Origin of the sequence: Aliidiomarina soli (assembly GCF_003986975.1) — a bacterium.
GTDB classification, from domain to species: Bacteria; Pseudomonadota; Gammaproteobacteria; order Enterobacterales; family Alteromonadaceae; genus Aliidiomarina; species Aliidiomarina soli.
Genome location: NZ_PIPO01000003.1, coordinates 93,980 through 108,000 on the forward strand (window position 1 = coordinate 93,980; position 14,021 = coordinate 108,000).

Consider the following 14,021-nt stretch of genomic DNA (forward strand, 5'->3'; position numbering starts at 1 on the left):
ATTATGAGCACACTGAACACGACAGAAGAAATCATTGCTGACATTCAAGCCGGCAAGATGGTGATTTTGATGGACGATGAAGACCGGGAAAACGAAGGCGACCTGATTATGGCCGCCGAATGCGTTAACCCGGATGCGATTAATTTTATGGCCCGTTATGGGCGTGGTTTGATTTGCCTGACGTTGTCTGAACAACGTTGCCAGCAATTGCGCTTACCGCTCATGGTGAATCAAAATAACGCGCCTTATGCGACCAATTTTACCGTCTCGATTGAAGCGGCCGAAGGGGTTACCACCGGCATTTCTGCAGCTGACCGCGCACGTACTGTGCAGGCGGCGGTTGCAAAAGACGCGCAACCAAGTGATCTGGTGATGCCAGGTCATATCTTCCCGCTTAAGGCAAAAGATGGTGGTGTGCTGAACCGTGCCGGGCATACCGAAGCAGGCTGCGATCTGGCTCGCCTGGCGGGCTTTGAACCGGCCGCTGTGATTGTTGAGATACTTAAAGAAGACGGCAGCATGGCCCGTCGTCCGGATCTTGAAATTTTCGCCAAAGAACATGGTATCAAGATAGGTACCATCGCTGATTTAATCGAATACCGTTCGATTAAAGAACGCACCGTCGAACGTGTTGGCGAGTGTAAGTTACCGACCGCCTATGGCGACTTTGACTTGGTTACATACCAGGACACCGTGGATGGTCAGGTCCATTTTGCATTGCGTAGTGGTGAAGTAAAAGCGGATGAGCCGGTTCTGGTGCGTGTCCACCTGCAGGATACCTTTAATGATTTACTGGCCACTGAACGCGCTACACGGCGCAGCTGGCCGTTGTACCGGGCGATGCGTAAAATCGCCGACGAAGGTGGGGTACTGGTCTTGTTGGGTCGGCAGCAAACGCCACTTGATCTGATTGAACAGGTTCGCCATTTTGAACGCGAAGACAAAGGTGAACCTAAGCCAAGTGCAATGCTTAGCCAGCAGTCGCGTAATGTCGGGGTAGGGTCACAGATCCTGGCGGACATGGGTGTGCATAAAATGCGTCTGCTGAGCTCGCCGAAACGTTATTCAGCGCTCTCTGGTTTTGGCCTTGAAGTGACTGAGTTCATTGAAGATCAGCATTAAACCTGCAGCGCTTTGATAGCACTATATAAACGCTGATTGACTGGGGTAGGAATGCCATAGGCTGCGCCCAACTGAACGATGTACCCGTTGAGGTAGTCGATTTCAGTTGGGTTGCCCTGCTTCAGGTCTTGTAACATCGAACAGGTGTTATTTGCCGTCGCTGTAATTACCGTATAGACCCGCGCCTCAAGCTCGCTCGCAATCAGGCGTCCCTGACCAAGCACAACCTCAGCAACTGCGGCCACCTCCGCGCAAATCGCCTGAATCTCTGCATTATATTGACTGTCTTGTAATACCTGATTGCTACTTCCAGCGAGGCTCGCCAGTGGGTTGATGGCGCAGTTGATGGCTAGTTTTTGCCACCGTTGCACCAGGATATCCGGCTCCCAGTTTAATGGTGGCAACGCATTGGCGAGTGGGGTAAACCATGCTGGCGGAGCCGCACAGGCATTATCTGCAGCGGTTTGGCGCGGGCCAATCACAGATTCCCCCTGACCGGCATGCACCGTGTGTCTGGGGCTTTTGCGCCAGGCACCCTGGGTAGTCACCAAATCGTAAAGTGGCCATTCCGGGTGACGCTGTACCAACGCGTCGGCGGCGCCCAAACCATTGTGGCTAAGGATAATCGCATTGGGTTTGGCGTTACCTTGCGCTAAAACATCAGCCAACTGCTGCAGAACAGCGTCCAGTTGCCAGGCCTTGACCATGATAAGTAGCTGCGCACCATCAAGCCTGGAGGTATCCAGCTGACCCCAGGGAATTGCCGCGATCCGCTGATGTTGCTGCTCGCTGTTTGTTTCGAGAACAAAGTCCTCCTCCGATGACGCCGTGTTGGCATTCCGCGTAATAAGGCTTACGCTTTTATCGTTTGCGTGCAGGTGGTGTGCCCACAGGCTGGCCAGTGCACCATGACCGACGATGAGCCAGTTCATTGCTCGTTCCTTTTCGCCGCCGCTGCTTCGTCACGTTCAAAGTCTGCAGTTGCCTGGCGCTGATTGTTCTCGTTTTCTAGGGCATAGATTCGATGGCGGATGGTCCACAGCAATAACAGACTAGGAATAACCATCACAGTGGTCAACAGGAAGAAAAGGGCCCAGTTGCCGTCAAGCCAGTCGACCATGGCACCACTGTATGTCCCAAGCAGAGTGCGACCCAATGTACCGAGGGACGCCATTAACGCATACTGAGTGGCGGTAAAGGCGCGGTTGGCGAGCAGGCTAATAAAAGCGACGAAAGCGACTGTCGACCAGGCCGAGGTAAACCCGTCGGAGATGACCGCGATGACGAACAGTGATTTATCAGGCCCGACCACGGCAAGACCGGCAAATAACAGGTTGCTTAAGGCCATGGCGCTGCCGCCAATGATCAGACCTTTGATAATCCCCAGACGCATATTGACGTAGCTGCCAATGAGCGCGAATAAAATGGTCACCCACCAGTTCATCAATTTGGAAAAGATCGCGATATCGGTATTGGTAAAGCCAATTTCCTGATAAAAGACGATCGACATGCGGCCGAGGAAGGCCTCGCCCACTTTGAACAAGGTAATAAACAACAGCACGGTAAGTGCCATACGTACGCCATTGCGGTTAAAGAACTCGTAAATGGGTTCGATCATGGTCACCATAATCCAGGCGATCATTCGGTGAGATCGTTTAATGGCGGTGGCGGCTGTGTTGTCAGCTGAATCTGATAATGGCTCACCAGCTGGCGCTTGCTCTAAATGTAATTGCACCAACAGGCGAATAATCAGGGTCAAGAGTACTAGCTGCCATAACGCCCAGGCGCTAATCGCAGAAAGAACGCCCGGCAGAAAGTTCCAGGCGAGCAATGCCGAGGTGATAAACACGGCACTTAGCAGGGTCAGCGCTAATGTTTTGCCGGGCCGGGCACGGGCGATTCGTTGATATTTGTGCTCGGACTCAAGTTGCAGGGCTCGCCGTGCGGTTTGCGGTTCCCGGGCGAGCCAGACACCCACGGTTAATACCAGCATGAACGCGGCCATCCCCTGATAGATAAGGGGCCAGTCCCAACCTGGTAAATCCGAGAGAAAAAACGGTATGGCGCCGATGGCGCCATACCCTGTCCACCAGCCGGCGGTTGCCATGGCAGCAGCAGCGGATTGCACCCGGGCTTCGTTCTCACCGATTGAATCAATACGATAGGCGTCAATGCCTATGTCCTGAGTGGCAGAACAGACGGCGATAAAGAGCGCGACCATGGCGGCGTAACGCAGCCCTTCTGCTAAATCCACGCTGGCAAGGTGAAAACAGCCAAAGGCAATCCCCAACTGACAGAGCAGAATCCAGCTGCGCCGCTGGCCTAACCATTTATGCATGAAGGGCAGGCGAACACGGTCAATTAGTGGTGACCACAGGAAATTGACTGAATAGGCCGCAAACACAGCACCGAAGTAACCAATACTGGTACGGTTGATGCCGATTTCGTTGAGCCAGGCTGACATGGACGAACCAATCATCAGCCAGGGGTAGCCGCTGGCTACCCCAAACAAAAAGATAATAAGCAGTCGACGTTGGGTATAAAACGCCAGAGCCTCGCGCCAGCCTTTCGGTTGAGCGGAAATCATGGCGTCCTTAACGCGATGAACGGGGCAGTAATTCGACCCGTTTTAGCACCAGTGGTTGCACTGGCACGTCTTGATACCCTGTTTCCGTATGGGTGTGGGTTTCTACTGTCGCTAAGCTGCTGAGTAACTCGTCACTTTCAACAATACGACCGAACACGGCGTAACCCCAGCGGCGCGCGCTTGGATTCAGGCTCTCGTTGTCGGTTACGTTAAAGTAAAACTGACTCTTAGCTGTGTGTGGACCGCGTTCCCGGGCCATTGCAATCGTACCGAAGTCATTCGTCAGCCCATTGCCAGATTCGTTGAAGATGGGCTCATCGGTGTCGATGGGTTCGAAGTCAGGTTTGTAGCCACCACCCTGAACCACAAAGTCTGCCACCACCCGGTGGAACTGGGTGTTGTCGTAGGCTCCAGCGACAACATAGCGCAAAAAGTTATCAACGGTTATTGGCGCGCGCATACGGTTTAGCTCAATCACCATGTCCCCTTGATCAGTCACCATTCTGACCTGAGGAAAAAGATTATCGGGTTGAATATCCTGGGCCTGAATGCTGGCGCTAAACAACAATGCGCAAGCAAGCATGAGGCGGGATGCCCGGCGAGCCCAGGCGCTGATTATAGGTTGCATGGCTTACTCTGCCTCACCGACAATGTGCTGATTCAGGGTGTCATCGTTGACCAGATCATTCAGAACGCTGGCCAGTAAGGCGGCAAATTCGCCCTCGATCTTCTTTACATCGGCGCGCAAAGGCCCATTGGACTCACGACTGCCGGAAAATGTCTTTTCGACTTCACCGTCGGCAGTGGTTAATGTGGCTTGCAGACGTACACGATGTTCTGTGTCATGGCGCAGTGAACCTTGTTTCACCACAAAAACAGCTTCCTCAATGGTTACCTGCAGTTGTGTACCCGAGGTGTCGTCGAGTGCCCAGCGCTTTGCAACGCGATCACTGATCAGACTAGCCAAACTTGGGTCAGCCGTGGCAAAATCTGCGGTCTGATCACTATGTTCTAAGCGTAGAACGTGATTATGGGCTCGCTGGTCTCGTACGTTCAGTGCGATACTGGCTCCGGACGCTGTGGTATCCACCTGTGGATTTAACGCGACAGGGTCTGGCGCACTTTGACAGGCTGCTAAAGTAAATATAGTGCAGACAGCCAGGGTAACATTCCTGGTAACAGTAATAAGTCGTTTGATCATTCTTTCCCTCGTTGCTGATTGCTTGTTGTTGTACCCCAAGGGCTGTTACCCGCGGTTTAGATCAGGGCGGGGACAAAATACCTGGGTTTCAATGCTGTTAAGGTATACGATTGAGAAGTTACAGTCACCTCCTGGGTGCAAAAAGTTGCGTTGAGTGCGACGCTAAAAGCGCCGAGCCGCAAGCAGAAAAGAATATTAAGGTCTCACAGATGAAATTAGAGAAGTACGCAGAAATAACAGGTTGGGGTAAGTGCGTTCCACCAGCCGTCATGACCAATGACGATCTGGCAACCTTCCTCGATACGTCCGATGAATGGATTCAGAGTCGTACTGGCATCGCTGAACGGCGGGTGAGTGCAGTAGGGACATCGAAACTGGCTCAGATCGCGGCAGAAAATGCCTTAGCCTGTGCCGACCTGGACCCCTCTGAATTGGATTTGATTATTGTCGGTACCTGCACCGCGGATGAAATCATTCCTAACGTGGCTTCGAAAGTACAGAAAGCACTCGGTGCCACAGGCGCGGCAGCCTATGATTTAAATGCAGCATGCAGCAGCTTTTTCTATGCAATGCATAATGCGACAGCCGGTATTCGTACGGGTATGCATAAAAAAGTGCTGATTATCGGTGCTGAGCGACTAACCCGGATTCTGGACTGGACTAAACGCGAAAGCGCGGTGCTGTTTGGCGATGGTGCTGGCGCTATGGTGCTTGAAGCGAGTGATGAAGAATGTGGCTTACTGGCTTCCAAGATAAGCTGTGACTCGGATGCGCGTGACGTGTTGGCACTTGATTTTGGGTTAAGCTTTGACCGTTACAATTTTGACGGTGTGATGGACTTTAACTTCGAAGGGCAGGAAATCTTCAAACGCGCGGTGAAAGGTATGAGCGCGGCGGTGGAAGATGTTTTTCAGCAAACCGGCATGACCATGGATGATGTCGATGCCTTGATTCCGCATCAGGCCAATAAGCGTTTAATCGATTTCCTTGCCAAGATGTGCAAAGTGCCGGAAGGCAAAACCATGCTGAATATTCAAAAGTACGGCAATACCTCGTCTGCGACCTTGCCCATAGCCTTTGCTGAAGCAGTAGAAAACGGCATGGTGAAGCCAGGTGACACTATAGTGTCGGCGGTATTCGGTGGTGGGCTTACCTGCGGCGCCGGTATTATTAAATGGGGCAAACGTGTTAAGCCACTGCGCAATAACCAGAAAACGCTGGAAGGTAATGGACAATCAGCTCTGGACTTAATTTTGCCGTTGCATCAAGGTGCAAAAGAAGCGCTGGCAAAACGTAACCGCAAGGACTGAGATAAAAGATGGCTGGTTTACCCAAGGCCATGCCGATGGCAACGCTGCTTTTAGCTGCCGCGGCATTGGTCAGCGGCTGTACGAGTACCGGAACAAAAGGCGTTGCATGTGCAACGCCTTCGTCGTTTCAGCATGCGCTTGAATTACGTGGCAGTGACTGCCGCACCTCCTTTGCAACCATGCTGACTCAGCTCGATGACGGTAGCGAAGAAACTCGTCTCCATCTTGCCCGGAAACTGGAAGGGGTTAACGAGTATGAGCTTGCTGTGCATTGGTATGAACAAGAGTTTCAGGACTCAGGCTCCCGTGAAGCACTTAGCCGACTGCTGGCATTGCATCGTCCGCAGGGCGAGCTGGCGGACGATGCGGCGTACCTGCGCTATGAGATCAAACGTGCTCAGCAACAACAGAGTTTTGCTGAAGAGGTAAGCTGGCCGCGTGTAAACCAGGCACAACCCTTATATGTACAGTCTTCCCGGTCGGTAATTTTGGCTGAGCCTGATTTGGATGCAGCAGTACTGGAAGGGCTGAGTGAAGACGAACGGGTGTATCTGGTGGATGTGGTTATGCTGCAGGACTCCGGAGAGTACTGGGTCGAGGCCTATTTTCCGCCGACCTTACAAATTGGCTGGATCCCGGCTCAGGATCTGGCCCAGCAGACTGCATTTGTGCGTCAGCAAATGGCGGCGCTGGACCAGTACGAAGGGCGTTACTACGCCCAGCAGTTAGTGTTTGCAGCGGTCATAGCCAGCATGGATATGACCAAGCTTACTGCATTGAGTGAAGGTGACTATTTCGCTGGGGCCAGCCGTCAGCAAACCAATACCCAGGCGTTGTTACAGGGGTTAGGTGCTGCCGCCGACAACTGTCTGGCAGAAATCGATACGCTTGAAGTCGAACTGGAGCGTTATTTAATGGAGGAAGGGCCGGCACCGCAATGGCACAGAGCGCCAGTCACAGAGCAAATGAACGAAGGGCTGCGGGCATTAACCAGCCGCGGAGACGACAGTCTGCGTGCGGAATTGGTTGAGGATGCGTATCAGCACTTTAGGATCAGAGTACAGGGCCAGGTCGAACAGCGCCTTTGCACCAGTTTGCCTAATGTCGCTGGCAACTCCGAGTTAAGCGAACCGGCCTGTGAAGCAACCCGCCGGGTACAGCAGTGTATCAATCGCGCCAACGCGATATTTGACTACCTCGAGCAACACTAAGCATCATCCTTGCGCTGGTTTCCATGGATGCTGTTTACTGGTAGGGTTAACAGGTACAACCAGTAACCTTATAGGATTCTCATGAGCGAATTTGTTATTACCCGACGCGAGGGCGCGATCCTCCATTTGCGTCTTGACCGCGTAAACAAGAAAAATGCCCTGACTCAGGACATGTACCAGGCTTTACTCGATGGACTGAATGAGGCAGAGGCTGATGACAGTATTCATGCCGTGGTGTTCAGCGCCGAAGGCGATACATTTTGCGCCGGTAACGATCTTGGTGACTTTCTCCGTCACGGAGAGCTAACCCCACAAGCTCCGGTTTTTCAGTTGCTGAAACGGTTACCTCAGTTAACGGTGCCCTTAGTGGCTTCGGTGCAGGGTATGGCGATAGGCATCGGGACCACGCTATTACTCCATTGTGATCTGATTTACGCCGCCGAGGATGCTGTATTTGCCTTGCCTTTCGTCGATCTGGCACTGGTACCGGAAGCGGGCTCAAGTCTGTTGCTGCCACAAACCGTTGGCTACCCAAAAGCGGCCGAGCTGCTGTTACTCGGAGAACCGTTCAACGCGGAACAGGCGCTGCAAATGGGCTTATTAAATGGGGTGGTGACAAACGCCAGATTGCAGGCAGTGACGGCTGAAGTAGCGGCTAAACTGGCAGCTAAGCCGCCGCAAGCACTTCGTCGCAGCAAAGCCTTGTTAAAGCAACCCGTAGAGAGTACGTCTGCTCGCATTGACCGTGAACTGGAGGTATTTATGCAGGCATTAGCAAGCGATGAAGCGCAGCGGGTAATTGCTGAAAAAGCGGCGGGCAAGGCGACCACCAACAAAGCTCGTTAAATTGCTTGAAAAGCAAGCAAATGAAGGCATTCCGGCTGTAAACCGGGGGACTTGCCTTGCATTTGCAAGGGCCATCATAGATAATGCGCAGCGGTGGCCCCACGGGTCCCCTCGCAACACGAACTGGCGAACCCGGTCAGGCCCGGAAGGGAGCAGCCGTAGTCAGGGATGTGTGTGCCGGGGTGTGGCTGGTGGGGTCACCACCTTTTAGTTCTAAGCGCTTTTCTGCCCTTTTAGTTTTTCTTTTAGTTCCCCGTACTCTCGCTCAATGGCACGCTCAACTTTGGTTTGCATATCCTGACGTTCCTGATCTGACAAGTAGAATTCCATATCCACTTCATGACGAATATAACGACTCGGTAACTGGTTCAGAACCATGCAACAGAGGTCAGCTAAAAAGCTACTGTCGTGGCGCTTCTCCAGCTCCAGTGCATCGATATGTTCGACCACCAGTTTTTCATAATAATTATGGATGTCGTCGTCCCATTTCATGATAGTTCCCCCTCTTTATAGTGTGCCTGAGGCCAGGCAATGACTGTCATTAACCTATACTACCCCTGAGTATAGGTAAAGAAATTCAGGGTGCCATGCAGTGCCACCTTGCGAAGTAGGGGCAGGGCTGTTTAAATGTGCTGTATATACATCTGATGCGGTTAACAAACGATGAAAAAGAACAAAGACGCAGTTTACTATGGCGATTACCTGCAGCTGGACAAACTGCTTGACGCGCAACATTTACAGAGCGAACACTACGGGCCGCCAGCCCATGATGAAACCTTATTCATTATTGTGCACCAGGCATATGAGCTTTGGTTTAAGCAGGTTTTACACGAACTGCGCTCTGTCTTGAGTATTTTCCGTGCCGACCATATCGCGGATGAGTCACTGATGACCGTGGTTCACCGTTTAAACCGGATTGGTAAAATCCAGCAGTTGCTGAATCAGCAGATTGGCGTGATGGAAACCATGACACCACAGGATTTTCTCGAGTTTCGTGACTATCTGGTGCCAGCGTCGGGCTTTCAGAGTATCCAGTTTAAAGAAATTGAAATTAGTCTTGGCCTCAAACGAGACAGTCGAATTAAGTTTGACCAGCAGTCATTCTACAATCGAATTAACGATGCCGATCGGGCCTACCTGACTGGGCTGGAGCAACAACCCGGGTTGTTTGAATGTGTCGATGACTGGTTAGCGCGAATGCCATTTTTACGCCTCGATAACTTCGCCTTTGCGGACCATTTTAAGCAGACTATCGAAGATAATCTGGCAAAAGACGAAGCGATTCTGCGTAACAACGACTTACTTAGTGCTGATGAACTGCAGGCTGAATTGACCGAGTTGGAGGGTACGCGCGAGAATTTCGCCGCACTTTTCGATCAGACGCTGTATCAGAAAATGCAGGATGAGGGGCGGGTGCGGTTATCCCAGCGCGCGTTGCAGGGTGCTTTGTTTATTAATCTGTACCGCGAAGAACCGGTCTTTAACCTGCCGTTTCAGGTTCTCAGTTGTCTCGCTGATATGGACGACAATATGACCATTTGGCGCTATCGCCATGCCATGATGGTGCAGCGTATGTTGGGTTCGAAGATAGGCACCGGGGGCTCCTCCGGGCATGATTATCTGCGTAAGACGACGGAACGCAATCGCATCTTTACCGACTTGCTTAACCTGGCAACCTATTTACTGCCTAAATCCGCTTTACCGCCACTGCCTGACGAAGTTAAGCATGCCCTGCGTCGGGGCTAAGTCAGGCATCCGCTCTGCCTAGTTACTTTCTATCTTCTTTTCAATCGCGGCAATCGCTCGTTGGCAGCGCAATAAGCGCTGCTGACACTTGATAATGACGTCATGCTTGCCAGTTCCGGTGACAGCCTTTTGCTGTGCTTCGCGTAAGTTATCCTGCAGCCGGCGTTCGTACTCGTGGTGTTCAGCGAGATCCTGATGGAGCGTGCTCAGGGTTTTACGGGCGCTGTCCTGTTTAGTTGATTGACCGCTTCGTGCAGTCGCCGAGCGGGAGTTTGCGGCTGGCTTACGGGCGCGCAGAATTGCCTGGGTATAAGCCAGTAGCTGGGCTTCTACGCGTTGGCTCAGATAGCCGTAACTACTTGCCTGGGGTGACAGTTTATCCAGGGTGCGGGCATTTTCTTCAATTTCACGCAAATAATCGGCGCTGTATTCGCTGCGGCAGTGGAAAAGCTCGTCACTAAACCAGGCTCGGGGCAGCGTCTTAGGCAGTTGCCGACCTTCGTTACGAAGGCGCGTTAGCAATTGCTCAAGTACTGTTTGAAATGAATGTGCAGGTGGTGACATAAAATACCCGACGCTAGTTAATCCCGGTTAAGGATATCAATTTACCATGAAAACAGCCGTTTTTTTCTAATTACTCGTCTGTTGCCGATATAATTTTTAATATAGATAACACGTTTCTACATAAGTTTTTCCTCTAGCGTTGTTCAATTCTCATGCAGTTCTTATGTCAAATGCAATATTTTTTGTAAGGCTCTCCTAGTGGCTAACCCGCATAAATAGTGGGGTTTAGCTCTAAGCTTTTGATTAAAAACGGTTAAAATAGTTAGTTTTGTGTTAGCTAAAGGTAAAGACGTAAAGGGAACTTGTTAAAATCGTTGTTGATTTAGTCTCTAACATTAATTAGGATGGAACGAGCAGGTCAAAAATTACCTAGCTGTAATGTTGGCAAGGCTTGCTAGCTCTATCTGCAGCCAGAACAATTGGCACCAGAATGAGCGCAGGGGAAATTGCAAACATTCGAAAATTAAAACCATAAAGTTCCAGGGAGAACGACTATGTACAGAAATAATAAATTAGCCAGCTCTGTGCGCTACGCGCTGCTATTCGGCGCTTCTTCAACGGCGTTCGTAGGTTCGGCTATTGCACAACAAGATGGTGCAGATGTTGAGCGTATCCAGGTAACTGGTTCACGTATTCAACGTACTGATATCGAATCAGCTAACCCAATTACAGTATTCAGTGCTGAAGATCTGGCAGCGTCAGGTCACGTTACTGTAGAAGCATTTATTCACAGCATCCCATCCATGAGTGGTGGTATGAACGGTCGTGCAACCAACAACGGCTCTGCAGGTTTCGCATCGGCGTCACTGCGTGGTCTGGGTTCTTCACGTACTCTGATTCTTATTAACGGTCGTCGTTATGCATCAGGCGACTTGAACTCAATTCCAATGTCGTTTATCGAGCGTGTTGAAGTACTGCGTGACGGTGCATCAACCATCTATGGTTCTGACGCAATCGCCGGTGTAGTTAACTTCATTACCCGTCGTGATTTCGAAGGCGCTGAAGTTGTAGCTCAATACGACGTAACTGGCGAAGGCGACGGCGAGACTTCTCGTGTTGGTTTCACCATTGGTAACTCAAGCAACCGTGGTAACACTGTGTTGTCACTTGAGTACTCTGAGCGTAAGCCAATCTGGCAGGGCGACCGTGACTTCTCACGTAACCCACTTGCTGAAGTTGCTATTAACGATGGCTTCCAGGTTGACGAGAATGGCGACCCGGTATTAGATGACGATGGGGACCCGGTTCCTCAACGCGTTGGTACTGAGCGTATTATCGCTGGCTCAACCGGTAATGCATACGGTAGCTGGTCTTCACTACAAGAAGGCTCTCCATACGCAACTGGTGGTCCATACGTAGTAGACCAGGAAACGGGTGCTGTGCGTCCATTCAGTTCTGCGCAAGGCGATGCATATAACTACGCACCAGCCTCGTACATGGTTACTCCGCAAAAAGTATTCTCAATTAACGCCGCAGCAAACTATGACCTGACTCAGGACATTACTGCATTTTTGGAAGGTGGTTTCACTAACCGTCAGTCAGACCAGTTAATGGCAGCAGACGCTACTTTCTGGGGCGCAACCATGGTTGCTGATCACCCTGATAACCCTATCGGTGAAGATATTTCTGTATCACGTCGTCTGTATGAAACTGGTGGTCGTAACTTCCAGCAGGACTTCTCAGACTACCGCATGGTAATGGGTCTTGAAGGCTACCTGGACAACGGTTGGGCGTGGGATGTGTCATACAACTATGCACGCTATGTCGACGCGCGTCTGGATGTTGGCCGTGCTAACCCGAACCGTTATGGTCTGATGCTTAACCCTGAAGCTTGTTTAGATGATGCTGATTGTACTGCGGCAACTGGTGGCGTTGGCTACTGGAACCCTCTGGCAGAAGACACTCTGACACCGGAAATGATCGCTTACGCATCAATTCCGAACTCGCCTCTTATCAAAGGCACTACTAAACAGTTAATGGCTAACTTAACTGGTGATACCGGTAGCTTCGGCCTGCAAGCTGGTCCAATTGGCTGGGCAACTGGTTATGAGCGTCGCTGGCAGGAATATCAGAGCATTCCAGATGGCGGTGCTACTGTTGGTGAAATCTACTCTGTTACTGCAGCACCAAGTGAAGGTGCCTACGTAGTAGACGAGGTGTATGGTGAGTTGGCGGTTCCATTGTTAGCTGGTATGCCAGGTGTTGAGCGCTTGGATCTGTCAGCTGCAATTCGTTACACTGATTATGACTTCCTTGATTCTGACACTACTACTAAATTTGGTATTGAGTATGTGCCGGTACAGGATTTACTGATCCGTGCTACGTATGCGGACGGTTTCCGTGCGCCAGGTATCTCAGACTTGTTTGCTCCGCAGGCAGAAACCAACACTTCATACACGGATCCGTGTCTGAACTGGGGAAGCAGCTCAAACGACAATATTCGTGCGAACTGTGCTGCTGAAGGACTGCCACAGGACTTTGAACTACCGAACAACCAATCAGCTTCAATCAGTGGTGGTAACCCGGATCTGGTACCAGAAACTTCTACCAGCTTCACAGCCGGTTTTGTTTGGTCGCCTAGCAATATCCAGAACTTCAGTTTAGCGGTTGATTACTTCAACATTGAAATTGAAGATGGTCTGGGTTCCGCTGACTCAACTACTATCGTTCGGGACTGCTATTCAAGTGAAAACTTCTCTAGCCCGTCGTGTGATCTGATTGAAGGCCCTGGTCATTCAATCATTGGTCGTCCGTCACTTCCAGGTTCTGACTACCGTGCTAACGACGGTATCGTTTCTGGTATCCTGTTGACCACTGCTAACATCGCAACCTTCGAAACCTCTGGTATCGATTTCGATGCTAACTGGGCAACGGAACTTGCTGGCGGTCAACTGCGCCTGCGCTTTGACGGTACTTACCTGAACGAGTACAAGTATCAGTCGCAATCTGGTACTGACGTACTGGACCTGGCTGGCAAGTACGCAGCGGATCCAAACTTCGGTGGCCGTCGTGCGGCGTTCTTCGACATCCGTGCTAACTTCCACGTTGGCTATGCCATGGATAACTGGGACGCGAGCTTAATCACTCGTTATCAGTCAGGTGTTGATGACCTGCGTCCAGGTGAATGGAACCTGTCTGACTCTGTTGGCAGCTACTTCTATCATGACCTGCAAGGTAGCTACTATGTTAGCGAAGGTCTGACAGTAACCGCTGGTATTCGTAACCTGTTCGACAAGCAACCTCCATATGTTACCGCGAACCAGGATATGAACACCCTGAACTCGTCGTATGACACTGCAGGTCGCTACCTATACGGTCGTGTAAACTACCGTTTCTAAGCAGCCTTAGGGCAAAGCTATATTTCGATGTAGTTTGCTAAGAATGAAAAGCCAGTCAGCTTGCTGACTGGCTTTTTTTTATGTCTTGCCCGCCCA

12 protein-coding genes and 1 other RNA gene are annotated in these 14,021 nt (G+C 51.1%); 7 read left to right on the forward strand and 6 right to left on the reverse strand.

The window, feature by feature from the left end; genetic code table 11:
- Positions 1-3 precede the first annotated feature (3 nt).
- Entirely contained in the window at positions 4-1,122 is a 1,119-nt protein-coding gene (gene ribBA, locus CWE14_RS06960; RefSeq protein ID WP_126789896.1) for a bifunctional 3,4-dihydroxy-2-butanone-4-phosphate synthase/GTP cyclohydrolase II, read from the forward strand.
- Here the strand turns inward: ribBA and CWE14_RS06965 are convergent.
- From CWE14_RS06965 to CWE14_RS06980, 4 genes are read right to left on the reverse strand one after another with little or no spacing between them, the layout of a single operon-like run.
- A complete protein-coding gene (locus CWE14_RS06965; protein ID WP_126798733.1) occupies positions 1,119-2,054 on the reverse strand; it encodes a ketopantoate reductase family protein in 936 nt (311 codons plus the stop codon). The genes ribBA and CWE14_RS06965 overlap by 4 nt on opposite strands.
- Entirely contained in the window at positions 2,051-3,709 is a 1,659-nt protein-coding gene (locus CWE14_RS06970; protein ID WP_126798734.1) for an AmpG family muropeptide MFS transporter, read from the reverse strand. The genes CWE14_RS06965 and CWE14_RS06970 overlap by 4 nt, the downstream gene beginning before the upstream one ends.
- Before the next feature lie 7 nt (positions 3,710-3,716).
- Complete coding sequence (locus CWE14_RS06975) at positions 3,717-4,337, reverse strand: peptidylprolyl isomerase (protein WP_420837101.1); 621 nt, start codon at positions 4,335-4,337, stop codon at positions 3,717-3,719.
- A 3-nt stretch (positions 4,338-4,340) separates the two neighbouring features.
- The gene (locus CWE14_RS06980) at positions 4,341-4,910 is read right to left on the reverse strand and encodes a YajG family lipoprotein (protein ID WP_126798735.1); all 570 of its coding nucleotides are present in this window, start codon (positions 4,908-4,910) and stop codon (positions 4,341-4,343) included.
- 209 nt (positions 4,911-5,119) lie between these two features.
- Here CWE14_RS06980 and CWE14_RS06985 point away from each other — a divergent pair, with 209 nt between their 5' ends.
- The 4 genes from CWE14_RS06985 (at position 5,120) to ffs (ending at position 8,474) form a co-directional block, all read left to right on the forward strand.
- Positions 5,120-6,220: a ketoacyl-ACP synthase III gene (locus tag CWE14_RS06985; protein WP_126798736.1), complete on the forward strand. Its 1,101-nt coding sequence runs from the start codon at positions 5,120-5,122 to the stop codon at positions 6,218-6,220.
- Positions 6,221-6,228: 8 nt separating this feature from the next.
- Positions 6,229-7,431 (forward strand): hypothetical protein, encoded by a 1,203-nt coding sequence (locus tag CWE14_RS06990; protein WP_126798737.1) that lies wholly within the window; start codon positions 6,229-6,231, stop codon positions 7,429-7,431.
- A gap of 81 nt (positions 7,432-7,512) precedes the next feature.
- Entirely contained in the window at positions 7,513-8,277 is a 765-nt protein-coding gene (locus tag CWE14_RS06995) for an enoyl-CoA hydratase-related protein (protein ID WP_126798738.1), read from the forward strand.
- Between the two features lie 100 nt (positions 8,278-8,377).
- Positions 8,378-8,474: signal recognition particle sRNA small type (gene ffs, locus CWE14_RS07000), an RNA gene on the forward strand.
- A 16-nt stretch (positions 8,475-8,490) separates the two neighbouring features.
- Here ffs and CWE14_RS07005 read toward each other — a convergent pair.
- On the reverse strand, positions 8,491-8,769 hold the full coding sequence (locus CWE14_RS07005; protein ID WP_126798739.1) for a late competence development ComFB family protein: 279 nt from the start codon (positions 8,767-8,769) through the stop codon (positions 8,491-8,493).
- A gap of 171 nt (positions 8,770-8,940) precedes the next feature.
- Between CWE14_RS07005 and CWE14_RS07010 the strand changes: the two genes are divergently transcribed.
- Positions 8,941-10,023 carry a tryptophan 2,3-dioxygenase family protein gene (locus CWE14_RS07010; RefSeq protein ID WP_126798740.1) on the forward strand — a complete coding sequence of 361 codons (1,083 nt, stop codon included), beginning with the start codon at positions 8,941-8,943 and terminating at the stop codon, positions 10,021-10,023.
- 18 nt (positions 10,024-10,041) lie between these two features.
- On the opposite strand, the gene priC is transcribed toward CWE14_RS07010, so the two are convergent.
- Positions 10,042-10,587, reverse strand: coding sequence for a primosomal replication protein PriC (gene priC, locus CWE14_RS07015; RefSeq protein ID WP_126798741.1), 546 nt, complete (start codon positions 10,585-10,587; stop codon positions 10,042-10,044).
- Between the two features lie 494 nt (positions 10,588-11,081).
- Between priC and CWE14_RS07020 the strand changes: the two genes are divergently transcribed.
- The gene (locus tag CWE14_RS07020; protein WP_126798742.1) at positions 11,082-13,925 is read left to right on the forward strand and encodes a TonB-dependent receptor domain-containing protein; all 2,844 of its coding nucleotides are present in this window, start codon (positions 11,082-11,084) and stop codon (positions 13,923-13,925) included.
- Positions 13,926-14,021 lie beyond the last annotated feature (96 nt).